Annotated in this window: 25 protein-coding genes; 14 read left to right on the top strand and 11 right to left on the bottom strand. The window is 67.2% G+C overall.

All coding sequences use genetic code 11. From position 1 onward, the window contains the following. Window positions 1-41: 41 nt before the first annotated feature. Complete coding sequence (locus ACX40P_RS09030) at window positions 42-836, top strand: DUF72 domain-containing protein (protein ID WP_459125973.1); 795 nt, start codon at window positions 42-44, stop codon at window positions 834-836. Here ACX40P_RS09030 and ACX40P_RS09025 read toward each other — a convergent pair. After that, window positions 772-1,722 carry a sterol desaturase family protein gene (locus ACX40P_RS09025; RefSeq protein WP_459125972.1) on the bottom strand — a complete coding sequence of 317 codons (951 nt, stop codon included), beginning with the start codon at window positions 1,720-1,722 and terminating at the stop codon, window positions 772-774. The genes ACX40P_RS09030 and ACX40P_RS09025 overlap by 65 nt on opposite strands. A 98-nt stretch (window positions 1,723-1,820) precedes the next feature. On the opposite strand from ACX40P_RS09025, the gene fabD reads away from it, so the two are divergent. The 7 genes from fabD (at window position 1,821) to mltG (ending at window position 7,298) form a co-directional block, all read left to right on the top strand. Continuing rightward, a complete protein-coding gene (fabD, locus tag ACX40P_RS09020) occupies window positions 1,821-2,756 on the top strand; it encodes an ACP S-malonyltransferase (RefSeq protein WP_459125971.1) in 936 nt (311 codons plus the stop codon). 43 nt (window positions 2,757-2,799) lie between these two features. Next, window positions 2,800-3,231: a GxxExxY protein gene (locus ACX40P_RS09015; protein ID WP_459125970.1), complete on the top strand. Its 432-nt coding sequence runs from the start codon at window positions 2,800-2,802 to the stop codon at window positions 3,229-3,231. A gap of 1 nt (window position 3,232) precedes the next feature. Next, a complete protein-coding gene (gene fabG / locus ACX40P_RS09010; protein ID WP_459125969.1) occupies window positions 3,233-3,973 on the top strand; it encodes a 3-oxoacyl-[acyl-carrier-protein] reductase in 741 nt (246 codons plus the stop codon). Further along, a complete protein-coding gene (locus tag ACX40P_RS09005) occupies window positions 3,970-4,503 on the top strand; it encodes a hypothetical protein (RefSeq protein ID WP_459125968.1) in 534 nt (177 codons plus the stop codon). The genes fabG and ACX40P_RS09005 overlap by 4 nt, the downstream gene beginning before the upstream one ends. A gap of 90 nt (window positions 4,504-4,593) precedes the next feature. Next, window positions 4,594-4,830, top strand: a complete 237-nt coding sequence (locus tag ACX40P_RS09000) for an acyl carrier protein (protein WP_019515010.1) — start codon at window positions 4,594-4,596, stop codon at window positions 4,828-4,830. 137 nt (window positions 4,831-4,967) lie between these two features. Continuing rightward, a complete protein-coding gene (gene fabF, locus ACX40P_RS08995) occupies window positions 4,968-6,227 on the top strand; it encodes a beta-ketoacyl-ACP synthase II (RefSeq protein ID WP_459125967.1) in 1,260 nt (419 codons plus the stop codon). Window positions 6,228-6,329: 102 nt separating this feature from the next. Next, entirely contained in the window at window positions 6,330-7,298 is a 969-nt protein-coding gene (gene mltG / locus ACX40P_RS08990; protein WP_459125966.1) for an endolytic transglycosylase MltG, read from the top strand. A gap of 54 nt (window positions 7,299-7,352) precedes the next feature. On the opposite strand, the gene ACX40P_RS08985 is transcribed toward mltG, so the two are convergent. From ACX40P_RS08985 to ACX40P_RS08945, 9 genes are all read right to left on the bottom strand, one after another. After that, the gene (locus tag ACX40P_RS08985) at window positions 7,353-7,751 is read right to left on the bottom strand and encodes a hypothetical protein (RefSeq protein WP_459125965.1); all 399 of its coding nucleotides are present in this window, start codon (window positions 7,749-7,751) and stop codon (window positions 7,353-7,355) included. Beyond that, complete coding sequence (gene eda, locus ACX40P_RS08980; RefSeq protein ID WP_459125964.1) at window positions 7,748-8,359, bottom strand: bifunctional 4-hydroxy-2-oxoglutarate aldolase/2-dehydro-3-deoxy-phosphogluconate aldolase; 612 nt, start codon at window positions 8,357-8,359, stop codon at window positions 7,748-7,750. The genes ACX40P_RS08985 and eda overlap by 4 nt, the downstream gene beginning before the upstream one ends. Continuing rightward, window positions 8,356-9,330 (bottom strand): glucokinase, encoded by a 975-nt coding sequence (gene glk, locus ACX40P_RS08975; RefSeq protein WP_459125963.1) that lies wholly within the window; start codon window positions 9,328-9,330, stop codon window positions 8,356-8,358. The genes eda and glk overlap by 4 nt, the downstream gene beginning before the upstream one ends. Continuing rightward, the gene (gene edd, locus ACX40P_RS08970) at window positions 9,327-11,138 is read right to left on the bottom strand and encodes a phosphogluconate dehydratase (RefSeq protein WP_459126051.1); all 1,812 of its coding nucleotides are present in this window, start codon (window positions 11,136-11,138) and stop codon (window positions 9,327-9,329) included. Before edd ends, glk begins: the two co-directional genes overlap by 4 nt. Window positions 11,139-11,265: 127 nt before the next feature. Continuing rightward, a complete protein-coding gene (gene pgl / locus ACX40P_RS08965) occupies window positions 11,266-11,973 on the bottom strand; it encodes a 6-phosphogluconolactonase (protein WP_459125962.1) in 708 nt (235 codons plus the stop codon). Between the two features lie 153 nt (window positions 11,974-12,126). Continuing rightward, window positions 12,127-13,584: a glucose-6-phosphate dehydrogenase gene (zwf, locus tag ACX40P_RS08960; protein WP_459125961.1), complete on the bottom strand. Its 1,458-nt coding sequence runs from the start codon at window positions 13,582-13,584 to the stop codon at window positions 12,127-12,129. Window positions 13,585-13,800: 216 nt separating this feature from the next. Next, window positions 13,801-14,730 carry an N-acetyl-gamma-glutamyl-phosphate reductase gene (gene argC, locus ACX40P_RS08955; protein ID WP_459125960.1) on the bottom strand — a complete coding sequence of 310 codons (930 nt, stop codon included), beginning with the start codon at window positions 14,728-14,730 and terminating at the stop codon, window positions 13,801-13,803. Continuing rightward, a complete protein-coding gene (locus ACX40P_RS08950; protein ID WP_459125959.1) occupies window positions 14,727-15,509 on the bottom strand; it encodes an NlpC/P60 family protein in 783 nt (260 codons plus the stop codon). Before ACX40P_RS08950 ends, argC begins: the two co-directional genes overlap by 4 nt. Continuing rightward, complete coding sequence (locus tag ACX40P_RS08945; RefSeq protein WP_459126050.1) at window positions 15,481-15,816, bottom strand: MarR family transcriptional regulator; 336 nt, start codon at window positions 15,814-15,816, stop codon at window positions 15,481-15,483. The genes ACX40P_RS08950 and ACX40P_RS08945 overlap by 29 nt, the downstream gene beginning before the upstream one ends. 204 nt (window positions 15,817-16,020) lie before the next feature. Here ACX40P_RS08945 and secG point away from each other — a divergent pair, with 204 nt between their 5' ends. Together secG and ACX40P_RS08935 are read left to right on the top strand one after the other, a co-directional pair. Continuing rightward, the gene (gene secG / locus ACX40P_RS08940; protein ID WP_459125958.1) at window positions 16,021-16,410 is read left to right on the top strand and encodes a preprotein translocase subunit SecG; all 390 of its coding nucleotides are present in this window, start codon (window positions 16,021-16,023) and stop codon (window positions 16,408-16,410) included. A gap of 89 nt (window positions 16,411-16,499) precedes the next feature. After that, complete coding sequence (locus ACX40P_RS08935; protein ID WP_459125957.1) at window positions 16,500-18,134, top strand: CTP synthase; 1,635 nt, start codon at window positions 16,500-16,502, stop codon at window positions 18,132-18,134. Between the two features lie 97 nt (window positions 18,135-18,231). Here ACX40P_RS08935 and ACX40P_RS08930 read toward each other — a convergent pair whose 3' ends face one another. Next, the gene (locus ACX40P_RS08930) at window positions 18,232-18,696 is read right to left on the bottom strand and encodes an Hsp20 family protein (RefSeq protein ID WP_459125956.1); all 465 of its coding nucleotides are present in this window, start codon (window positions 18,694-18,696) and stop codon (window positions 18,232-18,234) included. A gap of 247 nt (window positions 18,697-18,943) precedes the next feature. Between ACX40P_RS08930 and ACX40P_RS08925 the strand changes: the two genes are divergently transcribed. The 4 genes from ACX40P_RS08925 to ACX40P_RS08910 all read left to right on the top strand — a co-directional run bounded on the left by ACX40P_RS08925 (window position 18,944) and on the right by ACX40P_RS08910 (window position 24,463). Beyond that, complete coding sequence (locus tag ACX40P_RS08925; RefSeq protein WP_459125955.1) at window positions 18,944-21,418, top strand: TonB-dependent receptor; 2,475 nt, start codon at window positions 18,944-18,946, stop codon at window positions 21,416-21,418. A 636-nt stretch (window positions 21,419-22,054) separates the two neighbouring features. Next, window positions 22,055-23,305, top strand: coding sequence for a lipoprotein-releasing ABC transporter permease subunit (locus ACX40P_RS08920; RefSeq protein ID WP_459125954.1), 1,251 nt, complete (start codon window positions 22,055-22,057; stop codon window positions 23,303-23,305). Continuing rightward, the gene (locus tag ACX40P_RS08915) at window positions 23,298-23,987 is read left to right on the top strand and encodes an ABC transporter ATP-binding protein (protein WP_459125953.1); all 690 of its coding nucleotides are present in this window, start codon (window positions 23,298-23,300) and stop codon (window positions 23,985-23,987) included. The genes ACX40P_RS08920 and ACX40P_RS08915 overlap by 8 nt, the downstream gene beginning before the upstream one ends. After that, window positions 23,984-24,463 carry a glutathione peroxidase gene (locus ACX40P_RS08910; protein WP_459125952.1) on the top strand — a complete coding sequence of 160 codons (480 nt, stop codon included), beginning with the start codon at window positions 23,984-23,986 and terminating at the stop codon, window positions 24,461-24,463. Before ACX40P_RS08915 ends, ACX40P_RS08910 begins: the two co-directional genes overlap by 4 nt. The last annotated feature ends 28 nt before the right edge of the window (window positions 24,464-24,491 follow it).

Raw genomic sequence — 24,491 nt, 5'->3', positions numbered from 1 at the left:
AGACTGGCACGTTCGCCCCCGGCTGCGCTACCCTCGTCAGCATGACCACACCCATTCGAATCGGCATCGGCGGCTGGACCTTCGAACCCTGGCGCGGCGGCGCTTTCTATCCGGAGAAGTGGCCGCAGAAGCGCGAGCTGGAATATGCGAGCAGCAAGCTGACCGCGATCGAGGTCAACGGCACCTACTATTCGGGGTTCAAGCCCGCGACCTTCGCCGGGTGGCGCGAGCAAACTCCGGACGGATTCGTCTTCACGCTGAAGGCGTCGCGCTTCTGCACCAATCGCAAGATACTGGCGGAGGCGGGGCCGTCGATCGAGAAATTCGTGGGGCAGGGGATCGTCGAGCTGGGCGACAAGCTGGGGCCGATCCTGTGGCAGTTCATGGGGACGAAGAAATTCGACGCCGACGACTTCGCCGCCTTCCTGAAGCTGCTGCCCGCGAAGCACGACGGCGTCGCGCTGCGCCACGCGGTACAGGTCCGGCACGAGAGTTTCGCGGTGCCCGAATTCGTCGCGATGTGCCGCGCGGCCGGGGTCGCGATCGTCTATGCGGCATCGGACGATTATCCCGCCATCGCCGATGTGACCGGCGACTTCGTCTACGCGCGGCTGGAGACGGCGGCGGCGTCGCATCCGCTGGGCTATACGCCGAAGCAGCTCGACCACTGGGCGGACGTGGCGAAGGACTGGGCGGCGGGGCGCGAGCCCGATGGCCTGCCCTATGTCTCGAACGACGCCGCGAAGACAGCGCGCGACACCTTCGTGTTCTTCATTTCCGGAGCGAAGGTGCGCAATCCGGCGGCGGCGCAGGCGTTGATCGAGCGGGTGGGCTGACCATACGGGTCGCCTCCCACCGTGCGCGTATCATGTCCGACGTCTCGCGACTGCCGTCGTGGCTCCAGCCGGGTTCACGCCAGATGTAGCCGAGCTTTGCGCGCCAGCCGGGTGCCGCCCACACGTCCTTCGCGATGCCGACCCATTCGTGGCACGCCGCCCAGATGATGTTGAAGCTGCCGAGATCGCGCACGATGCCGTAGCGCGGGCGCTCGTCGTCGCGCTCGGCCTCATAGGTGCCGAACAGCCGGTCCCAAACGATGAACACCCCGGCATAGTTGCGGTCGAGATAGCGCGGGTTGGTCGCGTGGTGGACGCGGTGGTGGCTCGGCGTGTTCATCACCGCCTCCACCCAGCGGGGCAGCTGGCGTACCGCCTCGGTATGGATCCAGAATTGATAGACGAGGTTCAGTCCCGCCACGAAGAAGACCATCGGCGGCGGAAAACCGATCAGGAACAGCGGCAGGCGGAACAGGAAGGCGAGGCTGAAGAAGCTCGTCCACGTCTGCCGGAGTGCAGTCGACAGATTATAGTGCTGGCTCGAATGATGGACGACATGGCTCGCCCAGAACCAGCGGACGCGGTGCGCGGTGCGGTGGAACCAGTAATAGGCCAGGTCGTCGAGCACGAAGGCGAGCGCGAACGCCCACCACGCATAGCCGATGTCGAACAGGCGGAACCGCCAGATCCACATCGCCAGCGCCAGCACCGCGCCGCCCGACAGCACCGCCGCGATCGTGCTGCCCAGCCCGAGCGTCATCGACGTCAGCGTATCGTGCGGACAGTAACGCTGCCGGTCCCGCATCCGCGCCAAGACCATCTCCGCCAGGATCAGCGCGATGAAGGCGGGGATCGCGATGGTGACGGGGTTCGGCAGGTCGATCACGCATGTCTGCTTACACCAATGTCAGTGAGCGGGGAAGCTTGCGCGACCGGTCCGCCCGGCGCTAGGCCGCGCGCCTTATCAGATCAGGGGTTTGGCCGATGCGCGCATTCATCTTTCCCGGACAGGGCAGCCAATCGGTCGGCATGGGCAGCGCCCTCGCCGCCGCCAGCGTGCATGCGCGCGAGGTGTTCCAGGAGGTCGACGACGCGCTCGGCCAGAAGCTGTCGGTGCTGATGGCGGAGGGCCCGGATACGGAGTTGTTGCTGACCGAGAACGCGCAACCAGCGATCATGGCGAACGCGATCGCGGTGCTGCGCGTGCTGGAGCGGGAGGGGAATATCCGCCTGGCCGACAAGGCCCATTTCGTCGCGGGGCACTCGCTCGGCGAATACACGGCGCTGTGTGCGGCGGGTGCGCTCGATCTGGCGACGACCGCGCGTCTGCTGAAACTGCGCGGTCGGGCGATGCAGGCCGCGGTGCCGGTCGGCGAGGGCGCGATGGCGGCAATTCTGGGCGCGGACCGCCAGAAGGCGCAGGCGATCGCCGACGCCGCGGCCGAGGGTGGTGTGTGCACCGTCGCCAACGATAACGACCCGTCGCAAGTCGTGATCTCGGGCGCGAAGGCCGCGGTCGAGCGTGCGCTGCCGCTCGCCAAGGAGATGGGAGCGAAGCGCGCCATCCTGTTGCCGGTGTCGGCGCCCTTCCACTGCCCGCTGATGCAGCCCGCCGCCGACGCGATGGAGGCAGCACTCGCCGATGCCGACCTGCGCGCGCCGCTGGTCCCCGTCTACGCCAACGTCACCGCCGCCCCCGCCACCGACCCCGCCGTCATCCGCGCGCTGCTGGTCGAACAGGTCACCGGCATGGTCCGCTGGCGCGAATCGGTGATCGCGATGTGGGACGCGGGGGTGCACGACTATGTCGAACTGGGCGGCAAGTTGCTCGGCCCGATGGTGAAACGCTCCGCTCCCGATTCGACGACGACCAGCGTGGTAACGATGGACCACATCGAGGCGGTGCTGAAGGGGTTTTAGGAAGATATCTTTTCGCGCGGAGGCGCGGAGACGCGGAGAAGATGTGAAGGACATCGACGAGATCAGCGGTGACGTTCTCGATGTAGCGTTGCGATTGCATCGCGAATTGGGACCGGGCCTGCTGGAAAGCGTCTACGAGGCGGTACTTGCCGCGAAACTCGTCGAACTTGGATACGTTGTTGCGCGCCAGCGTCCAATCGATATCGAGTTCGACGGACTTCGCTTCGAGGCCGCATTTCGGATCGACCTGCTGGTGGAAGATCGCCTGATCGTGGAGATCAAATCGGTCGAGCGGCTTACCGTCGTCCACGCCAAGCAATTGCTGACATATCTGAGACTTTCGCGGCAGCCCGTTGGGCTGCTCATCAATTTTGGCGGGGCTACGCTGAAGGAGGGGATAAGACGGGTCGTAAACGACCATCGCCCCTCCGCGTCGCCGCGTCTCCGCGTGAACCAACAATCTTCTGGAGACTGACATGTTCGACCTGACAGGCATGACCGCGCTGGTGACCGGCGCTTCGGGGGGCATCGGGTCCGCCATTGCGCAGGCGCTGGCGGCGCAGGGTGCGCGGCTGGCAGTGAGCGGCTCGAATGCGGAGAAGCTCGAGGCGTTTCGTGCGTCGCTGGGCGGGGATCACGTCGCCGTACCCGCCAACCTGTCCGATGCCGCCGCCGTCGATGCGCTGGTGCCGCAGGCCATGGAGGCTTTGGGCGGGCGGCTCGATATCCTCGTCAACAACGCCGGCGTGACCCGCGACAACCTCGCCATGCGGATGAAGGACGAGGAGTGGAGCGACGTGATCCGCGTCAATCTGGAGGCCGCATTCCGCCTCTGCCGCGCCGCGGCGCGTCCGATGATGAAGGCGCGGTTCGGCCGGATCGTGTCGATCACCTCCGTCGTCGGCGCGACCGGCAACCCGGGGCAGGCGAACTATGCCGCGTCCAAGGCAGGCCTCGTCGGCATGTCGAAGGCGCTGGCGCAGGAACTGGCCAGCCGCAACATCACCGTGAACTGCGTGGCGCCGGGCTTCATCCGTTCGGCGATGACCGATGTGCTGTCCGAGGCGCAGAAATCGGCGCTGCTCGGACGCATCCCGGCGGGCGATCTCGGTACTGGGGAGGACATCGGCGCCGCGGTCGTCTATCTGGCCTCGAAGGAGGCCGGGTACGTCACCGGCCAGACGGTTCACGTAAACGGCGGGATGGCGATGCTATGACCATGATTTTGATGCTGGCGGCGCTCGCCGCCCAGACCTCCAGTCCGCAGAGCGACGGCGCGATGGTGCGCTGCGCGATCAGCAAGATGCCGCGCGCGGATGTGACCGCGTTGCAACGGCAGATGGTGGCAGGCGTCGCCGCGGGGACGAAGCCGACGCCGGCGACCGAGCGGCTGCTGAACGTGCTGCGCAACGGCGCGGCATCGTGCAACCCCGGCGGGGGGCAAAGCGATCTGCGCGCCGCCGACATCGCCATCACCAGCGTCGCGGTCGAATCGCTGTCGACGGCGCTGCAGGCGAAGGGCGTCAACACGCCCGCCATCAACGCGAAGATAGCGAGGACGCCCCCGACGACGCTCGATGCGCTGCTCGCGCAGAAGCGGAACGCGCAGACCGATGCGATGGGCAAGGAACTGCTGGCGATGGCCAAGATCCCGACTACCGATCAGGCGGGCTCGCGCCTGCTCGGCGCCTATGCATTCAATGTGGTGCGGCTGGCCAAGCTCTTCGCCTCTACCGCGCCGCGCTGACGCGGATGAGGTGTCGGGCGCCCTTGCGCACCGGCGAGGGCCGTTATAGGTGCGTTCAGGAATTCACGGTTCACCTGGAAGGAATATGGTATGAGCGAGACCGCCGACCGCGTTAAGAAGATCGTCGTCGAGCATCTGGGCGTCGAAGCCGACAAGGTGACCGAGGATGCGAGCTTCATCGACGATCTGGGCGCGGACAGCCTCGACATCGTCGAACTCGTCATGGCGTTCGAAGAGGAATTCGGCGTCGAGATCCCGGACGATGCCGCCGAGAAGATCACGACCGTCAAGGACGCGATCACCTACATCGACGAGCACAAGGGCTGATACGCCCCATGCCGTCGCCGCCTGCATCCGCGGGCGGCCGGTGACAGCGGCTCCCCGTCCCGGCTCCGGGGCCGGGAGCCGCTTTCATATGTGGTCCTCTGTCGAGCGAAGGCCGCCTTTGAGTAACGGAGAGTGATATGCGCCGCGTCGTCGTAACCGGTCTTGGCATCGTGTCCCCGCTGGGCGCGGAGGTCGAAACCGCGTGGCAGAACATCATCGCCGGCAAGTCCGGAGCGGGGCACATCACGCGCTTCGACGCTAGCGACTATGTCTGCCGCATCGCCTGCGAAGTGAAGCCGGCCGATCACCCCTATGGTTTCGACCCCTCCAAGCGTGTCGATCATAAGGTGCAGCGGCAAGTCGATCCGTTCATTGTCTATGGCATCGACGCGGCGGGGCAGGCGATTGAGGATGCCGGCCTGACCGACATGACCGAGGAGGAGCGGTTTCGCGCCGGCTGTTCGATCGGGTCGGGCATCGGCGGCCTGCCGGGTATCGAGAGCGAATCGCTGGTGCTGGCCGAGAAGGGCCCGCGCCGCGTGTCGCCGCACTTCGTCCACGGCCGGCTCATCAACCTGATCTCGGGTCAGGTCAGCATCAAATACGGCCTGATGGGGCCGAACCACGCGGTCGTCACGGCATGCTCGACCGGCGCGCATTCGATCGGCGACGCCGCGCGGATGATCGCGATGGACGATGCCGACGTGATGCTGGCCGGCGGTTCGGAAAGCACGGTGTGCCCGATCGGCATCGCCGGCTTCGCACAGGCGCGCGCGCTGTCGACCGCGTTCAACGACACGCCCGAAAAGGCGAGCCGCCCCTATGACATCGCCCGCGACGGCTTCGTGATGGGCGAGGGCGCCGGTGTCGTCGTGCTCGAGGAATATGAGCGCGCGAAGAAGCGTGGCGCGAAGATCTATGCCGAGGTCATCGGCTACGGTCTGTCGGGCGACGCCTATCACGTCACCGCGCCGCACCCCGAAGGATCGGGCGCGTTCCGCTCCATGCAGATGGCGGTGCGCAAGTCGGGCCTCGACCTGTCCGACATCGACTACATCAACGCGCATGGCACCTCGACCCCACTCGGTGACGAGCTGGAACTGGGCGCGGTGCGGCGGCTGTTCGGCAGCAACATCGACACGCTGTCGATGTCATCGACCAAGTCGGCGATCGGCCACCTGCTGGGCGGCGCGGGCGCGGTCGAGTCGATCTTCTGCATCCTCGCGATGCGCGACCAGATCGCCCCGCCGACGCTCAACCTCGACAATCCCAGCGAGGGCTGCGCGGGCGTCGACCTGGTGCCGCACGTCGCCAAGGAGCGGAAGATCAAGGCGGTGCTGAACAACTCGTTCGGCTTCGGCGGCACGAATGCGTCGCTGGTGATGAAGCCGGTTTGAGGCATCGTGCCCCCGCGCAGGCGGGAGCCCAGGTTGCCGGGCACAGCGCATTTGGCTCTAGGCTCCCGCTTGCGCGGGAGCACGGCGAGGAACGAAAAGGTCATGCGTAAGCTCGGATGTCTCGGACTGGTCGCGGCGCTGCTGGCGATCGCGGGCGTGTTCCTCGTCGCGCAGAGCTGGAGCGGAGCGGGGCCGGCGACGCGTACCGTCAGCCTCGTCGTCCCGGAGGGGGCGACGCTGACCGCGGCGGCGGGCGAGCTGGAGAAGGCGGGAGCGATCGGATCGTCGTCGCGCTTCCTGCTACTCGCCAAGTTCCTGGGCGATGGCGCCGCCATTCATGCCGGCGAATATCGCATCCCGGCGGGGGCCAGCCAGTCCGATATTCTCAAGATGCTTCAGAGCGGCCGGACCTTGCAGCGCTTCGTTACGGTGCCAGAGGGGCGCCCCGCCGTCGTCGTCCACGACCTGCTGATGGCCGCACCGCAGCTGACGGGCACAGTGGCAGTGCCGGCCGAAGGCAGCGTCCTGCCCGACAGCTACAGCTATGATCGCGACGAACCGCGCGCGGCGGTGCTGGCGCGGATGGAGGCGGCGATGAAGACGTATCTCGCGCAGGCTTGGGCGCGCCGTAAGTCGACGACGGTCGCGAAGACGCCGCAGGAGGCTATCATCCTCGCGTCGATCGTCGAGAAGGAAACCGGCAAGCCCGCCGAACGTCGCACCGTCGCCGCGGTCTATTCCAACCGCATCCGCCGCGGCATGCCGTTGCAGGCCGATCCGACGACGATCTATCCGATCACCAAGGGCCGCCCGCTCGGCCGGCGCATCCTGCGGTCCGAACTGCAGGCGAAGAACGGTTACAACACCTATGCTATGCCCGGCCTGCCGGTCGGGCCGATCGCCAATCCGGGGCGGGCATCGATCGATGCAGTGCTCGATCCGGCGCAGTCGAACGCGCTGTACTTCGTCGCGGACGGTAGCGGCGGACACGTGTTCGCGGACACGCTGGAGCAGCACAACGCCAACGTCGCGAAATGGTATGCGCTGCGGCGGGCGCGGGGTGAGATGTAGAGTTCGCCGACCGACCCTTCGACTTCGCTCGGGGCTAACGGAGGAGGCGTTGCGTTACCCCAGCAACCACGCCCGCGCGGTCGCGGCGTCCGTGAACAGGCCGAAATTGTCGTTGCTCGCCAACCGGTTGATCTGCAATCGGGACAGAAAGCTCGCGACGACGATGGCGTTGCGGTCGCCCGCCATCTTCATCGCCAGGATGCGTTCGCGCACGTGCATCGCAACGGTCGGGATCTGCACGCTCTCGACGCGGATCAGCGCGCGGACGGTGCCATGGTGGGTGCGGCAGGTCAGGTAGAGCGGCATCAGCGCGATGAAGAAACGGTCGGCCTGCGCCGTGCTCCAGACTCCGCGAATGACGATCTCCATTATGCCATCGCTTCCCAGCGTGGCGTCGAAATTGCCGTCCCCCTGCGCGCGGTCGCCCGCGACATGCAGGGGGGCGTGGGTCATCGGGCCAGCGCGGCGGCGGCGCGAGCGAGCTGCTCGACCTCAGCCATCGAAGCACCCTTGGGCGTTACCCAGCTGCCGCCGACGCACAGCACGGGATCGAAGCCGAGATAGGTCGGCGCGCTGTCGGCGGTGATACCGCCGGTCGGGCAGAACTTCGCCTCGTAGAATGGCGCCGCCAGCGCCTTCAGCGCGGGCAGGCCGCCGTTCGCTTCGGCGGGGAAGAACTTGAAGTGGCGGAGACCCAGCTCATAGCCGCGCATGATGTCGCCCGCATTTGCGATGCCGGGCAGGAAGGGCACGCCGCTGTCCACGATCGCACGGCCCAGCGTTTCGGTAAGGCCCGGCGAGACGATGAATTCGGCGCCCGCATCCATCACTTGTGCGAACTGTTCGGTCGATACCACCGTGCCCGCGCCGACGATGGCGCCGGTCACCTGCTTCATCTCGCGGATCGCGTCGAGCGCGGCCGGGGTGCGCATCGTCACTTCCAGCACCTTCAGCCCGCCTGCCACCAGCGCCTCGGCCAGCGGTCGTGCGGTCGCGGCGTCGTCGATGACGAGCACGGGGATGACCGCGCTGGTGCGCATGATGGTTTCGATGTCGGTCATGAAGGATTCTCCTGCGCGAAGGCGGCCGCGGCGCCGTAGAGGCCGGGCTGGGGATGGGTGATGAGCTTGACGGGGATGCTCGCCATCAGCGAGCGGAAGCGGCCCTTGGCAACGAAGCGCTCGCCGAAGCCGGAGCGCAGCAGATGATCCTTCAGGCGCAGGCCGAGGCCGCCTGCGATCACGACCCCCTTCGGCCCGTGACACAGCGCGAGATCGCCCGCGACCGCGCCCAGCGACAGGCAGAAGCGGTCGAGCGCCGCCATCGCCAGACTGTCGCTGCCATCCAGCGCCAAGGTCCAGATCGCCTTGTCGTCGAGCCGCGCCACCGCGCGTCCTTCGATGGCCGCGAGCGTCTCGTAGATCGCGACGATGCCGGGGCCGGCGACGATGCGCTCCACCGACACGCGGTTGTAGGTCTGGCGCAGATGCTGGAGCAGCGCGTCCTCGATCCGGTCGAGCGGTGCGAAATCGGTGTGGCCGCCCTCGCATTCGACGACGTGATAGCCGCCGCTCGCCAGCCGCAGCACGCCCGCGACGCCGAGGCCCGTGCCGGGTCCGCAGACGGTCAGCATGCCCGACGTGGGCAGGGGGCCGTCGGGCCCGCACAGATGGACGAAGTCGCTGTCGGGCACCTGCGCGACGGCATGCGCCACCGCACCGAAATCATTGACCAGCGTCCAGCGATCGACGCGCAGCCGGTCGCTGATGAGCGCGGGCCGGATGATCCATGGATTGTTGGTCAGCTTGATGAGCTCGCCGCCGATCGGCGATGCGACCGCGATGCCGGCGGCGCGGGGCAGGGTGCCGCCCTGCGTCTCGGCGAACGCTTCCCACGCCAGTTGCAGGCTGCCGTGTTCGGCGGTCTTTAGCGTCACCGGTTCGCCCAGCGTCACGACGCGGCCACCCTCGACCTCGGCGATGGCGAAGCGGGCGTGGGTGCCGCCGATATCGACGGCAACGACCGCGGTCACAGCCCGGCCGCCGCGAGCATTGCCGATGCGCCTTTCTCCGCGGTCGAACAGCCGGCGCGCATCATCGCGAACAGCTCGCGGCCGGTGCCCTGCGCCGGCGGCGGTGCGTCGAAGGGGACGCGCGCGTCCCATTCGGCCGGATCGACCAGCGCGGCGAGCACGCCGGCTTCGGCATCCAGCCGCACGATGTCGCCATCGCGCAGCTTGCCGATCGGGCCGTCGTGCAGCGCCTCGGGCGACAGGTGGATCGCGCACGGCACCTTGCCGCTGGCGCCCGACATGCGCCCATCAGTGACCAGCGCCACGCGGAAGCCCCGGTTCTGGAGCACGCCCAGCGGCGGGGTCAGCTTGTGCAGTTCGGGCATGCCGTTGGCACGCGGTCCCTGGAACCGGACGACGACGACGACGTCGCGGTCCAGCTCGCCCGCCTGGAACGCCGCCTGCACCGATGCTTGGTCGGAGAAGATGCGCGCCGGCGCCTGGATGATCCAGCGGTCGCGCTCGACCGCCGACACCTTGATGCAGGCGCGACCGAGATTGCCGGCGAGGATGCGGAAGCCACCCTCGTCTGAAAAGGGCGTGCCGACCGGGCGCAGGATGGTGTCGTCGCCCGGCGCCTCTGCCACCTCGCGCCATACTAGCGCGTCGCCGTCCATCTCGGGCTTGCGGCCGTAATCGGCGAACTCGCCCGCGACCGTCAGGATGTCGCCGTGCATCAGCCCGCCGCGCAGCATCTCGCGGATCACGAAGGCGGTGCCGCCGGCATCCTCGAACGCGTTCACGTCGGCCGAACCGTTGGGATAGACCCGTGCGACCAGCGGCACGACGCGCGACAGCCGGTCGAAATCCTCCCAGTCGATCAGGATGCCGGCCGACCGCGCGATGGCGGGCAGGTGGATCAGGTGATTGGTCGACCCGCCCGTGGCGAGCAGCGCGACGGCGGCGTTGACCACCGCCTTCTCGTCCACGCACGCCCCGATCGGGCGATAGTCGTCGCCGTCCCAGCCGATCTTCGCCAGCCGGTGGACGGCGGCGCGGGTCAGTTCCTGGCGCAGCTTCGTGCCCGGGTTGGCGAAGGCGGCGGCGGGCATGTGCAGGCCCATCGCCTCGACCATCATCTGGTTGGAATTGGCGGTGCCGTAAAAGGTGCAGGTGCCCTTGCCGTGATAGGCGGCAATCTCCGCATCGAGCAGTTCCTCGCGGCCGACCTTGCCCTCGGCATAGAGTTCGCGGACGCGCGCCTTGTCCTTGTTGGGCAGGCCCGACCGCATCGGCCCGCCTGGGATCAGCACCATCGGCAGATGCCCGAACCGCAGCGCGCCGATCAGCAGGCCCGGCACGATCTTGTCGCAGATGCCGAGCAGCGCCGCGCCCTCGAACATGCCGTGGCTCAGCGACACCGCGGTCGACAGCGCGATGGTGTCGCGGCTGAACAGCGACAGCTCCATGCCGGGATAGCCCTGCGTGATGCCGTCGCACATCGCCGGCACGCCGCCCGCCACCTGCGCGGTCACCCCCGCCTCGCGCGCCCAGACCTTCATCTGCTCGGGGTAGCGATAGTAGGGCGCGTGGGCCGACAGCATGTCGTTGTACGCGCTGACGATGCCAATGTTCATGCGACCCCCGCGCCGCATCGTCTCGCGGTCCTCGTCGGTCCCGGCGTAACCGTGGGCGAGGTTCGCGCAGCCCAGCATCGGCCGATCGACCCCGCCCTCCCGTTCCGCGGCGATCAGCGCGAGATAGGCGGCGCGCTTCTCCCGCGACCGTTCGATGATGCGGTCGGTGACGGCGGCGACGTCGGGGTGCATGTTGGTCATCATCAGATCCAGTTTGTCACCCTCACCCTTCCGGCGCTTCGCGCCTCCCTCCCTCTCCCGATGGGAGAGGGAAGGTGCCCGCCGGCGCAGCCGGTGGGAAGGGTGAGGGTGATCGTGCTCAAGGCGCCCAGTGGATATCGACCGGTAATTCGACGTCCGCCAGAATGCGCCCGATCGGATAGGGCGAGGACTGGCCCGCCTTCACCGCTTCCTCGATCACCGCACGCTTGGCATCGCCCGTCACCGCGATCATGAGCGCGCGGGCCGAGGCGATCGCGGCCTTGCTGAGCGTCACGCGCGCGACCGGCGCATCCTTGGGCATCGGTTCAGGCAGCACGCCGAGCGCGCGGCGTTCGCGCGGGCCGTTCAGCGCCTCGTCGAAATCGGGGCCGGGGAAGATCGAGGCGGCATGGCCGTCATCGCCCACGCCCAGCAGGCACAGGTCCAGCGGCCAGTGCAGGTCCTGCAACAGCGCATCCGCCGCGCGGCCCGCCGCCTTGTGATCGGGCGCGGTCGCCGAGACGAGCGGGATCACCCGCGCGCCCTTCGGCAGGAACGCCTTGCCGATCGCAGTGACGTTCGACAGCGGATCGCCCAGCGGAACGATGCGCTCGTCGCCCGGCACGATCGTCACGCGCTTCCAGTCGAGCTTCGTCTTGGCGAGGTGTTCGTAGATCGGCAGCGGCGTGCGCCCGCCGGCTAGCGCTATCACCGCCCCGCCGCGTGCGTCGATCGCGCTTTCGATGATGAAGCCGATGTCGCCGGCCACCGCCTGCGCCATCTCGGCCGCGTCGTCGTAATCCCACCATTCGATTTCGGTCGTCATGAGCTGCTTTCTATTCGTTCGTCCTGAGTAGCCGCTGAGCGAAGTCGAAGCGGCGTATCGAAGGACAGGTGGCTCGCGGTACTTCGATACGAGCCTTCGACTTCGCTCAGTCTCTACTCAGCACGAACGGGGAATGTAAGGCTCCGGTTGCGATCACTCCGTCCACGTCACCCCGTCACGCTCGGTCAGCGCGATGCCCGCCGACGGCCCCCAGCTGCCGCTCGGATAAGGCTTCGGCTTCACGTCGTTCGCGCTCCAGCCGGCGCGGATCGAATCGATCCACTGCCACTGCGCCTCGACCTCGTCGCGGCGGACGAACAGCGTCGGATCGCCTTCGATCAGGTCGAGCAGCAGCCGTTCGTAGGCGATCCGCCGCCTGGCACCCGCAAACTCATGCTCCAGGCTGAGGTTCAGCGGCACCTCGCGCAGGCGCACGCCGTCGCGATCGAGGCCCGGTTGCTTGGCCATGACCAGCAGGCGGACATATTCCTCCGGCTGGAGCCGGATCACGAGCGTGTTCGGCTGCAGCTTCCCACCGCGATCGGCGAAGATCGAATGCGGCACCGGCTTGAACTGGATGGCGATCTCGCTCTGACGCGCGGGCAGCCGCTTGCCGGTGCGCAGGTAGAAGGGCACGCCCTGCCACCGCCAGTTGTCGACATGCGCCTTGATCGCGACGAAGGTCTCGGTCGTTGATGGCTTGCCGAGCTCGTCGGCATAGCTCTTCACAACCTTCTCGCCCACCGCTCCCGCGCCATATTGACCGGTGACGGTCAACTGGTCAGTGTCCTTCGCCTCGATCCGGCGCAGCGAGCGCAGTACCTTCACCTTTTCGTCGCGGATCGAGGTGCCGTCGAACCGGGCCGGCGGCTCCATCGCGATCAGCGCGACGAGTTGCAGGATATGGTTCTGCACCATGTCGCGCAGCGCGCCCGCGCCCTCGTAATAGCCGGCGCGATCCTCCAAGCCGACCGTCTCGGCGATGGTGATCTGGACGTGGTCGATCCCGCGCGCATTCCAGACCGGCTCGAACAGCGAGTTGCCGAAGCGCAGCGCGAGGATGTTCTGGACGGTTTCCTTGCCCAGATAATGGTCGATGCGAAACGTCCGTTCCTCGGGGAAGGCGGCGGCGACGGCGTCATTGATCTCGCGGCTGGAGGCGAGGTCGTGGCCGAGCGGCTTCTCCAACCCGATGCGCACCGTCGATCCCGCCAGTCCGACCGACTGCAACCCCTTGATCGTCGGTTCGAACAGCGACGGCGCGGTCGACAGGAAGATGGCGAGCCCGCCAGCCACATCGCCGACCTTCTCCGCCAGTGCCGGAAATCCGTCGAGCGTCGAGGCGTCGAGCGCCTGATAGAACACCCGGTCGAGGAAGCTGGCGATAGCGCCCGCGTCCTTGCGATCCTCGGGCAGGAATTCATCGAGCGCGGCGCGGGCGAAGTCGCGATAGCCGGCGTCGTCATGTTCGGACCGCGCGGTGCCGGTGATCGTCAGGCCGGTCGGCAGCAAGCCATCTGCATGCAGGCCATAGAGCGAAGGGATCAGCATCCGCTGCGCCAGATCCCCGGTCGCTCCGAACAGCAGCAGCTTGCCAACGGCGTCGGTCATTGCATTCCCTCGGGCACTCGGCGTCCGCCGCTTCCTAGCGACTGAGGGGCGGGGGGCAAGGCGGCGGGGCGAAAATGGTGGGGGGCGGCGGGCGTGCCTACGACCGTTGTTCCCGCGCAGGCGGGAGTCCAGAGCCGCGCAGGGCGCCGCGTGTTACCCTGGACTCCCGCCTGCGCGGGAGCACGGTGTCGATCGGGCGGTGGACTTCGATGCGCCCTACAGCACCAACCCGGCGGCAGGATCGAACCCCGCCATTACGTTCAGGTTCTGCACCGCTGCCCCCGCCGCACCCTTGCCCAGATTGTCCAGCGTCGCGACGAGCAGGACGTGCCCGCGCGCGGCGTTGCCGAAGGCGCGCAGCGTCAGCCGATCGGTGCCGGCATCCGCCTCGATCTCGATCGTCGCGGTGTCGGGCGAGCCGACGGTGACGATGCGGCTGTCGCGATACGCGCCGGCCCAGACGTCCGCGATTCCTTCCGCCGTCACCGATCGCGGTAGTGCGGCGACGGGCAGGGGCACCTGCACCACCATGCCGCGATAGGTGTTCGCGACGGAAGGGAGGAAGATCGGCGGATGCTCCAGCCGGGCGTGACGCTGCATCTCCGGCACATGCTTGTGCGCCAGCGACAGCGCGTAACCCTGCCACACGGTCGGCTTCCCGCTGCCCTCGAACGTCTCGATCATCGAGCGGCCACCGCCCGAATAGCCCGACACCGCGTTGATGCTCAGCGTCAGGTCGACCGGAATCAGACCGCTGCGCACCAGCGGGCGGACGAGCGCCAGGAAACCGGTGGGGTAGCACCCCGGATTGGTGACGCGCGCCGATTCGGCGATCGCCGCCGCCTGCGCCGGCTCGAGTTCAGGGAAGCCGTAAGTCCAGCCCTCCGCCGTGCGATGCGCGGTGGAGGCGTCGATGATGCGGGTGCGCGGATTGTCGATCAGCGACACGCTCTCCCGCGCCGCATCGTCGGGCAGGCACAGCACGACGAAATCGGCGTCGTTCAGCGCGGCACGGCGCGCGGCAGGATCCTTGCGCCGGTGGCCGTCGAGCGTGACAAGTTCGATCTCGTCTCGCCCGGACAGCCGCTCGCGGATTTCCAGACCGGTGGTGCCGGCGCCGCCGTCGATGAAGACGCTACGCTTCATGGCAGCCGCCGCCGGATCGCGACCGGGCCGATCGCATCGACGCCGACCCGCTCGACCGCCGTCGCGCCGACCCGGATCGCCGACCCGTCGCCGGTGGCGATCGCGACGTTGCCGTCGTCGGTGAAGAACAGGTCTCCGCGCAGGACCGGCGCGTCGTTCGACACTTCGTGCCCCAGCGACTGCGCCTGAAGATCGGGGTAGCGCGGGCTGCGGATTCCCGCGAGCGAAAGGGTAAGCGACACGAGCCCGCCCGAATCCACACCGCCGCTGGACCGCCCGCCGGCGACGGTGGAAGTGCCGACCAGCCCTTCCGCCAGCGCCACGAAATCGCCCGCCGGCTTGTCGAGCGGCCGCATCGTCGCCGAATCACCGGCTTGCGCCTCGTCCGCGGTCAGGCACGTGCCGACCGGGGCCTCGCCTCCATTCGCACACACGACATGCGTCATCTCGCGCGGCGCGCCGAGCGCATCCATCGCGACGAATCCGACCGCGCCGTCCACCGCGGCGATGCCCCAGGCATAGCCATGCGACAGTTCGAGCACATCGAACCGTTCACCGCGCAACAGTTCGGACACTGGCTCGCCGCCATGCTGCGCCAGCAGCGGCGTACGCTCGATTGCGGTGCGGGCGACGGCGGCAGCATAATGGGGGGCGAAGATACGGTCGGCCAGCCGCAGGTCCGCCAGGTCCCCGCGCGCCGCCGTGACGCGCGGATCGAAATCGAGGCTGCGCCCGGTGAGCGCGAACCGCTTACGCGATGGCGTGGCGCGCGCCGGCACCGGCGTTGGCCGGTGGTCCGTCACCGGAGAGGAACTGCCCGAACTCGTCAAGAAAATCTGCCCCCTTAGGCGTACGGGCGACGAAGATATTGCGTTTGTCGGCATCGTCGCGTTGGCGCCGCAGATAGCCCAGCGCCCCCAGCCTGTTCAAGGCGCGAGTGACGACCGGTTTCGAGACATTGAGCGCGCGGGCCAGACCGCGCACCGTATGGGGGCCGGGATCGAGGTAGACCAGCATCAGCAGCGCCATCTGCCGGTTGGTCAGGTCGGGCTCGCCGGACCGCACGTAATCGACGAGCGTGTGCATCCACGAGAAGAGGGATTTCTTTTCCGGAATTGCATTCACTGTCCGGTGTCCACTTGCACATTCGGGCACCGGCGGGGGACCGGAGCTGTTGAAATCATTAACGCCTCCGCACGCCCGGGGTTTCAGTGCGGTTGCGAAATGTCCGGCAGACATGCGCGCGGCCGGCGGTTGATCGCGGGCACGGCGTCGCCTATGTGCCCGCCCATGTTCACCTTCCTCCTCGTCGTTCAGGCGATCATCGCCGCGCTGCTGGTCACCGTCATCCTGATGCAGCGCTCGGAGGGCGGCGGCCTGACGACGGGCGGCAGCCCGTCCGGCCTGATGTCGGCGCGCGGCGCCGCTGACTTCCTGACGCGCGCGACCGCGGTGCTGGCGACCGCCTTCGTCCTGATGTCGATCACGCTGGCGTTCATCGCCGCGACTCACCGCTCGACGACGATCGACACCTCGCTCGCCCGCACCGCACCGGTCCCGGCGACGCAGCAGGGCGCACCCGTGAATGACGATGCGCTGAAGGCGGCGGCTGCCGCGGCGGCGCAGGGCGGCAACGCTGCTGCCCCCGCCAACCAGTCGGGCGTTCCGCTCCAGCAGTAAGCTTCGGCCGGTTCGGCTGGCTGTTCACACAGGCGCGGACACATCCGCGCTTGCCCTTCCCGCATGTTCAAGGTTAGGCGTCTTCTCCCATGGCGCGGTATATATTTATCACCGGCGGCGTGGTCTCGTCGCTTGGCAAGGGCCTCATGGCCGCATCGCTCGCCGCGCTGCTTCAGGCGCGCGGCTATCGGGTCCGTATCCGCAAGTTCGATCCGTATCTGAACGTCGATCCGGGCACGATGTCGCCGTATCAGCACGGTGAGGTCTATGTGACCGACGACGGGGCGGAAACCGATCTCGACCTCGGCCATTACGAGCGCTTCACCGGCGTGGCGGGGCGGCAGAGCGACAACGTCACCTCGGGTCGCATCTACCAGACCATCATCGCCAAGGAACGTCGCGGCGATTATCTGGGCGCGACGGTGCAGGTCATTCCGCACGTTACCGATGCCATCAAGGAATTCGCCCGGAACCAGACCGACGACCTCGATTTCGTGCTGTGCGAGATCGGCGGGACCGTCGGCGACATCGAATCGCTGCCGTTCATGGAGGCGATCCGCCAGCTGCGGAACGACATCGGCCGCGCCAACACCTGCTTCGTCCATCTGACGCTGGTGCCGTACATCGCCGCGGCCGGCGAATTGAAGACCAAGCCGACGCAGCACAGCGTGCGCGACATGACCGCGCTCGGTATCCAGCCCGACGTGCTGGTCTGCCGCTGCGAACGCCCGCTGCCCGACAGCGACCGTGCGAAGATCGCGCTGTTCTGCAACGTCGCGAAGGAGGCGGTGATCCCCGCGCTCGACGCGAAGTCGATCTACGGCGTGCCGCTGCAATATCATGCCGAAGGGCTCGACACCGCGGTGCTGAAATCGTTCGGCATCGATGTCGACGGCTCACCCGATCTCGGTCGCTGGGACGACATCATCGACCGCCTGACCAATATCGAGGGCGAGGTGACGATCGGCGTGGTCGGCAAGTATGTCGGCCTGCAGGATGCGTACAAGTCGCTGCACGAGGCGCTGGTCCACGGCGGCCTCGCGAACCGGGTGAAAGTCACCATCCGTTGGCTGGACGCCGAACTGTTCGAACAAGACCCCGACGACGTCGCCGCCCAGCTGGAGCCGTGCCACGCGATCCTCGTTCCCGGTGGCTTCGGCGAGCGCGGATCGGAAGGGAAGATCGCTGCCGTCCGCTTCGCGCGCGAACGCGGGGTGCCCTATTTCGGCATCTGTCTCGGCATGCAGATGGCCTGCATCGAGGGGGCGCGGAACACCGCCGGGATCGCAGGCGCCTCGACCACTGAGTTCGGCCCGACCGACGAACCGGTCGTCGGCCTCATCACCGAATGGATGACCGCCGAGGGGCTCCAGAAGCGCGAGGCGGGCGGCGACATGGGCGGCACGATGCGACTCGGCGCCTATGACGCGACCCTGGCCGGGAACAGCCGCGTCGCGGCCATCTACGGCACGACCGACATCAGCGAGCGCCACCGCCACCGCTACGAGGTGAACGTCCATTATCGCGACCGGCTGGAGGCTGGCGGGCTGTTGTTCTCGGGCATGTCGCCGGACGGCACGCTGCCCGAGATCGTCGAACGGCCCGAACACCCATGGTTCGTCGGTGTGCAGTTCCATCCGGAACTCAAGTCCAAGCCCTTCGAGCCGCACCCGTTGTTCGCGAGCTTTATCGAGGCGGCGGTGAAGAAGAGCCGGCTGGTCTGATTAAGATATAGAAAGGGCGCCCGAACCACAGGTCCGGGCGCCCCTCCAACGACGGCGAGAAAGGGAATAACCGCCGTCGTCAGCTCGGGCGGGCCGCTTATGCGGCGTCGCGGTGCTCGACCGCGGGGGTGGCGGGAGTGGCACCGCCGACCGCGATCTTCTTTGGCTTCATCGCCTCGGGGATTTCGCGCACCAGCGTCACGACCAGCAGGCCGTCCGACAGGTTCGCGTCCTCGACCCGGATGAAGTCGGCCAATTCGAAGCGCCGTTCGAACCCGCGGTTGGCGATGCCGAGGTGCAGCATCTGCGCGGCATTGTCCTGCGTCTCCGCCTTGCGGGCGGCGACCGTCAGCAGGTTCTGCTGGGCGGTAATGTCGATCTCGTCCTGACGGAAGCCCGCCACGGCGAGCGTGATACGATAGCGATCCTCGCTCAGCCGCTCGAGATTGAACGGCGGGAAATTGTCGGGGGCGGGGCCGCGCGTGCCCTGTTCCAGCAGGTCGAACAACCGGTCGAAGCCAATGGTCGAACGGCGGTATGGGGTGAAGTCGATCTGTCGCATGTCAAAGCCTCTTGTTTGAGCGTTTCGTCACGGCGATCCGCCCCGGCCGACGACGCGGGCGATGGCGGATCATCGCGGCCCATATGGCGCCGCGTGGCCTCGATTTTGGAACGGCTCACCCGGCTGTCAAGGGGCCAAGTCCCTGCAAACGCACGATACGAAGCGGCGCTTCTCGCAACGAAAGTGCTTCTTGCTACCAAAACAGAGTAATTGAGTAGGAATATGATGGCGAAGGAGAGATTTCTCGATGACGCCATTGCTGCCGCTTGCCATCCTGCTCCAGACGACGACCGCCCTGCCAGCCGTTCCCGATCCCACTACGCCGGTCGCCGCCGATGATACCCAGGCCGCCCGCAATCTCGCGCAGGGCAGCGCCGATGCCGGCACGATCACCGTCACCGCGCGCCGCCGTGAAGAGAATGTGCAGGATGTGCCCGTCGCCATCTCGGTGGTCGATGCCGGCCAAATCGAAGCGACGGGCGCCTATAATCTCAACCGCCTGACGCAGCTGCAGCCGACACTACAGTTCTTCTCGACCAATCCGCGCAACACCTTCATCAACATCCGCGGTATCGGTGCGCCATTCGGCCTGACCAACGACGGGTTCGAACAGGGCGTCGGCCTCTACATCGATCAGGTCTATTACAACCGCATCGCTGCCGCGACGCTCGACTTCGTCGATGTCGAACAGGTCGAGGTGCTGCGCGGGCCGCAGGGGACCCTGTACGGCAAGAACACCACCGCCGGCGCGATCAACGTCACCACCCGTGCGCCGTCGTTCGATTTCGAGGGGCGGGCGGAGGTTTCGGTCGGCAACTATAATTTCAAGCAGGCGAAGGCTTCGGTATCCGGACCGCTGACCGACAAGCTCGCCGCGCGGATCAGCGTCTCGAGCACCGATCGGCGCGGCACGGTCTATAACGTGAAGACCAGCACGTGGATCAACTCGCAGGACAATCTCGGTCTGCGCGGCGCCTTGCTGTGGAAGCCGCTCGACGGCCTTCGGCTGACGCTGTCGGGTGACTGGAACCTGCAGGACCCGATCTGCTGCGGCCAGATCTATGCCCGCGTCGGCACGACCCAGCGCGCCGCCAACCGGCAATATGCCGCGCTCACTGCCCTCTTCCCCGGCTATCGCGTGCCCAGCACCGATCCGTTCGATCGCCTGACCGACCTCGACGCCGCGCTCGCGGCGCGTAACGAGATCGGCGGCGCCTCGCTACGCGCCGAATGGGATGTCGGCGGCGGTACGCTGACCTCGGTTACCGCGTGGCGCTATTGGGACTGGGGCCCGAAGAACGATCGCGATTTCACCGGCCTGCCAGTCTATACCCGCGTCAACAATCCGACGAAGCAGAACCAGTATACGCAGGAGCTTCGCTACGCGTACGAGGCGAACCGCTTCGATTTCGTGCTCGGCGGCTTCGCCTTCTATCAGAAGATCCACACCACCGGCGTGCAGGAGACCGGGACCGCCGCGAGCGCCTGGCTGCTGGCGCCGAGCAGTGCGCTCTCACGCAACCCGGCCGTGCTGAACGGTGTGCTCGCCGAAAACGACATCCGCCTCGACAACCTCAGCCTCGCGACCTTCGGCAAGCTCAACTGGCGCGTCACCGATGCGCTGACGATCTCGCCCGGCATCCGCGTCAACTATGATCGCAAGGACGGGCTCTACAACTCGGTCGTCACCGGCACGGCGTCGAACGGCACGCGCCAGATCGTCAGTTCCGACCCGACCAGCGCCTCGTATAACGATCCGTGGACGGCGGCGCAGCGCGGGGTGCAGGCGTCACAGTTCTTCGAGCCGAAGTTCAGCGGCTGGAACCTCTCCTACGATCTCAACCTCTCATACAAGATCGCGCGCGACGTGCTCGGCTATGCGACCTATGCGCGGTCGTTCAAGACGGGCGGCATCAACCTGAACGGCGTACCCAGCCGGGCGGACGGCACGCCGTCGCTCGACGTGGCGCAGATCCGCCCGGAGAAGGTCGATCATTTCGAGGCCGGGCTGAAGACGCAATTCTGGGACCGTCGCGCGACCTTCAACCTCAGCGGCTACTGGACCGAGATCAAGGATTTTCAGGCCAGCGTCATCAGCAACGTCAGCGGCAGCAACGTGCTGCGCGGCTATCTCGCCAATGCCGAGAAGGTGCGCGTGCGCGGTCTGGAAGCGGACCTGTCGGTGCGCCCGTCCGAGCGGGTCAGCGCCTATGTCAGCGGCGCCTTCACCGATGCGAAATTCCTCCGTTTCGTCGACGCGCCATGCCCGCCCGAACTCGCCGGCGGCACGACCGCGACTGCAGGCCAGACGCAGAGCGCACCTGCGACCCCGGGCGGTATCAGCCCCGCCAACTGCAACGTCTCGGGCCAGTGGCTGCCGGGCGTATCGAAATGGGCGGCGGCGGCGGGCGGCGAGTGGAACGAGCCGGCAACCGTCTTCGGCCTGAACGGCGCGGTGTACCTCGGCTACGACGCCAATTTCCGCACGAAGTTTTCCTCCAACGCCTCGCGCTCGATCTACACCGACATCGACGGCTATTCGGTCCATAACTTCCGCTTCGGTTTCCGCACCGACAAATTCGACATCTTCACCTGGGTCCGCAACGCGTTCGACGAGGACTATTTCGAATCGCTGGCGGTGACGCCGGGGAATACCGGGCTGATCTCGGCGCAGTTGGCCGATCCGCGGACGATCGGGGGAACGGTGAAGCTTAGCTTCTAGGCGGGTTGCCGAAGCAACCCGACCGGCCGGCGGGTCGGGTGAGAAACCCGAACCCGGCCGACGGCTTCGCCGGCGGCTATGCCTCAGGCACGCCATCACTACCGTTCATGCTGAGCTTGTCGAAGCACTGCCCTTCTTTCGCGCCGCACACCCGGAGCAGGGAAGAAGGGCAGCCCTTCGACAAGCTCAGGGCGAACGGATGTGGGAGCTCGCCAGCGTACGTAATGAACGTGTCGAATAACGTTGCGCCGCCGGCAAAGCCGTCGGCCGGGTTCGGGCTTACGCCCGACCCGCCGGCCGGTTTCGGCGATGCGCTTTGCGCATCGTCCGCTTCGCGGCCTTCGCCGAAACGCGAAACGCCCGGGCCGTTTCCGACCCGGGCGTCCTGCGTGACGATAACTCGTCAGCCCCCTGATTTTTTAACCCTCGGCCCACACGCTCGCCCTCCCAGACGAACGGGGCCGAAAGGCCTCCCCGAACCACGGCCGTTGCCTGTGTTTCAGTGATGTCTGGGTACGCCCGCACCCCCGGCTTGTCATCCGCTTTGCGACACTCCTGCGACGATTGGGCGCAGCGTGTGGGATTCGTGCAACACGCCGCTTGCCGGTGACGGTGGCTGTACCTAGAGCGAACCTCATGCTGCTCTCGCGTTACGAACGGATGATCGCCCGTCGCTATCTGCTGCCCGGGCGGGGGGAGGCGTTCATCGCCCTCGTCGCCGGGATCAGCCTCGTCGCTGTCATGCTGGGCGTCGCCGCGCTGATCGTCGTGATGAGCGTCATGAACGGCTATCGCGCCGAACTCTTCGACAAGATCGTCGGGCTGAACGGCCATGCCGTGGTGCAGGGCTATGCCGGCCAGTTACGCGACTGGCGTACCGTTCTGGAGCAGGCCCGCAGCACGCCGGGCGTGACCCAGGCGACACCGTTGATCGAGCAGCCACTGATGGCGGGCTTCAGCGGGCGGGTCGACGCGGTGCTGGTGCGCGGCATGCGCGTCGAGGACATTCGCGCGAACCCGACGCTGACGAAGGGCGTGCTCGCCGGCTCGCTCGCCAATCTGACGCCGGGTGGCGGACAGGTCGCGATCGGCTCGCGCCTTGCCAGTTCGCTCGGCGCGACGTTGGGTAGTGAGATTTCGCTCATCAGCCCGCAGGGACCGGCTTCGCCGTTCGGCACGGTGCCGCGCATCGTTTCCTACCGGGTCGGCGCCATCTTCGAAGTCGGCATCTACGATTTCGACAAGGCGTATGTCGTCATGCCGATGGAGGATGCGCAGACGTTGCTGCTGATGGGCGATTCGGTGGGCATGATCGAAATGGACACTGCCGATCCCGACCGGGTCGAGGCGGTGACCGGCCCGCTCGCCAAGGCGGTCGGTTCGCGCGGCGTCGTCGTGTCATGGCGCGAGATGAACGCGACGCTGTTTGAAGCAGTGTCAGTCGATAGGCTCGTCACCACCGTCGTCCTATCGATCATCATCGTCATCGCCGTCTTCAACATCCTGTCTTCGCTCATTATGCTGGTCCGCGCGAAGACCCGCGACATCGCGATCCTGCGCACCATGGGCGCGTCGCGGGGCGGCATGATGCGCATCTTCATCACGGTCGGCACGATGATCGGCGGCGTCGGCGTGCTCGCGGGGCTCGTGCTCGGCGCCATCATCATCGTCTACCGCCAGAGCGTGGTGAACTTTCTCGGCTTCGTAACGGGGCGCGACATCTGGGATCCTTCGATGCGGTTCCTGACGCTGCTGCCCGCCAAGACCGATACGCTGGAGGTCGTCGCCGTCGCGCTGATGGCGTTCCTGCTCAGCTTCCTCGCCACGCTGTACCCGGCGTGGAAGGCGGCGAGCACCGATCCCGTGCAGGTGCTGCGTTATGACTAATCCCGCTGGCACCGCCCCGACCCTGTCCACCACCGGCCTGCGCCGCGCGTTCACGCAAGGTGGCATCACCATCGAGGTGTTGCGCGGCGTCGACCTGTCGGTCGCACCCGGCGAGATCGTCGCGCTGCTCGGCCCGTCCGGCTCCGGCAAGTCGACGATGCTTCAGGCGGTCGGCCTGCTGGAGGGGGGGTTCGAGGGGTCGATCCGCATCGCCGGTGAAGAGGCCGCGAAGCTCGACGCCGCCGGTCGCACGCGCGTGCGGCGCAAGCAGATGGGCTTCGTCTATCAGTTCCACCATTTGCTGCCCGATTTCTCGGCGCTCGAGAATGTCGTGCTGCCGCAGCTGATCCACGGTGCCACCCGCGCGGATGCCGATGCGCGCGCGGCATCCCTGCTTGAGACGCTCGGCCTCGGCGCCCGCCTGACCCACCGCCCGAGCCAGCTGTCGGGCGGCGAGCAGCAGCGTGTCGCCGTCGCTCGTGCGCTCGCCAACCGCCCGGCGCTGGTGCTGGCCGACGAGCCAACCGGCAATCTGGACGAAGCGACCGCCGACGTCGTCCTCGCCGAATTTCTGCGGCTGGTCCGCGATCAGGGCTCGGCCGCGCTGGTCGCGACCCACAACGAACGCTTGGCGCGCCGGATGGACCGGGTCGTGCGGCTGCATGAGGGGCGACTGGAATGAGCGCGATTACCGACATCCCTGTGACCGCCGCCGACGGCACGGCAACCGACCTGTCGGCACACGCTGGCAAGGTGCTGCTGATCGTCAACGTCGCCTCGAAATGAGGCTTCACCCCGCAATATGAGGGGCTGGAGGCGCTGCACCGGCAATATGCCGATCGCGGCTTCGCCGTGCTCGGCTTTCCGTGCAACCAGTTCGGCGGGCAGGAGCCCGGCGATGCGGCCGAGATCGCGAACTTCTGTTCTTTGACGTACGACGTCACTTTCCCCCTGTTTGCGAAGGTGGACGTCAATGGCGACGAGGCGGCCCCGTTGTTCCGTCGCCTGAAGGCCGAGGCGCCGGGGCTGCTGGGCTCGCAGGGGATCAAGTGGAACTTCACCAAGTTTCTCGTCGATCGCGCGGGCAAGGTGGTCGATCGCTACGCCCCAACGACGAAGCCCGCGGATATGGCGAAGGATATCGAGGCGTTGCTGTAGGGCGGGGCAGGGATGTCAGCCTGCAGCG

Source organism: Sphingomonas sp. RS2018, from assembly GCF_054489605.1.
Note: the sequence above shows the minus strand (reverse complement) of the source record. Positions and strands in the feature narration are given on the sequence as shown.

What these genes read in the sequence shown, in the direction of transcription:
- ACX40P_RS08945 (WP_459126050.1), bottom strand. Translation starts at nt 15,816, where the DNA reads ATGCACACGCTCGTCGATTACGTGCGGTCCGGCGAGCCCGACCTGACC.
- ACX40P_RS08920 (WP_459125954.1), top strand. Translation starts at nt 22,055, where the DNA reads ATGCTGCTCTCGCGTTACGAACGGATGATCGCCCGTCGCTATCTGCTG.
- secG (WP_459125958.1), top strand. Translation starts at nt 16,021, where the DNA reads ATGTTCACCTTCCTCCTCGTCGTTCAGGCGATCATCGCCGCGCTGCTG.
- argC (WP_459125960.1), bottom strand. Translation starts at nt 14,730, where the DNA reads ATGAAGCGTAGCGTCTTCATCGACGGCGGCGCCGGCACCACCGGTCTG.
- ACX40P_RS08915 (WP_459125953.1), top strand. Translation starts at nt 23,298, where the DNA reads ATGACTAATCCCGCTGGCACCGCCCCGACCCTGTCCACCACCGGCCTG.
- pgl (WP_459125962.1), bottom strand. Translation starts at nt 11,973, where the DNA reads ATGACGACCGAAATCGAATGGTGGGATTACGACGACGCGGCCGAGATG.
- ACX40P_RS08930 (WP_459125956.1), bottom strand. Translation starts at nt 18,696, where the DNA reads ATGCGACAGATCGACTTCACCCCATACCGCCGTTCGACCATTGGCTTC.
- ACX40P_RS08935 (WP_459125957.1), top strand. Translation starts at nt 16,500, where the DNA reads ATGGCGCGGTATATATTTATCACCGGCGGCGTGGTCTCGTCGCTTGGC.
- ACX40P_RS09030 (WP_459125973.1), top strand. Translation starts at nt 42, where the DNA reads ATGACCACACCCATTCGAATCGGCATCGGCGGCTGGACCTTCGAACCC.
- ACX40P_RS09005 (WP_459125968.1), top strand. Translation starts at nt 3,970, where the DNA reads ATGACCATGATTTTGATGCTGGCGGCGCTCGCCGCCCAGACCTCCAGT.
- fabG (WP_459125969.1), top strand. Translation starts at nt 3,233, where the DNA reads ATGTTCGACCTGACAGGCATGACCGCGCTGGTGACCGGCGCTTCGGGG.
- edd (WP_459126051.1), bottom strand. Translation starts at nt 11,138, where the DNA reads ATGCACCCCGACGTCGCCGCCGTCACCGACCGCATCATCGAACGGTCG.
- ACX40P_RS08925 (WP_459125955.1), top strand. Translation starts at nt 18,944, where the DNA reads ATGACGCCATTGCTGCCGCTTGCCATCCTGCTCCAGACGACGACCGCC.
- mltG (WP_459125966.1), top strand. Translation starts at nt 6,330, where the DNA reads ATGCGTAAGCTCGGATGTCTCGGACTGGTCGCGGCGCTGCTGGCGATC.
- ACX40P_RS09000 (WP_019515010.1), top strand. Translation starts at nt 4,594, where the DNA reads ATGAGCGAGACCGCCGACCGCGTTAAGAAGATCGTCGTCGAGCATCTG.
- fabF (WP_459125967.1), top strand. Translation starts at nt 4,968, where the DNA reads ATGCGCCGCGTCGTCGTAACCGGTCTTGGCATCGTGTCCCCGCTGGGC.
- ACX40P_RS08985 (WP_459125965.1), bottom strand. Translation starts at nt 7,751, where the DNA reads ATGACCCACGCCCCCCTGCATGTCGCGGGCGACCGCGCGCAGGGGGAC.
- fabD (WP_459125971.1), top strand. Translation starts at nt 1,821, where the DNA reads ATGCGCGCATTCATCTTTCCCGGACAGGGCAGCCAATCGGTCGGCATG.
- zwf (WP_459125961.1), bottom strand. Translation starts at nt 13,584, where the DNA reads ATGACCGACGCCGTTGGCAAGCTGCTGCTGTTCGGAGCGACCGGGGAT.
- eda (WP_459125964.1), bottom strand. Translation starts at nt 8,359, where the DNA reads ATGACCGACATCGAAACCATCATGCGCACCAGCGCGGTCATCCCCGTG.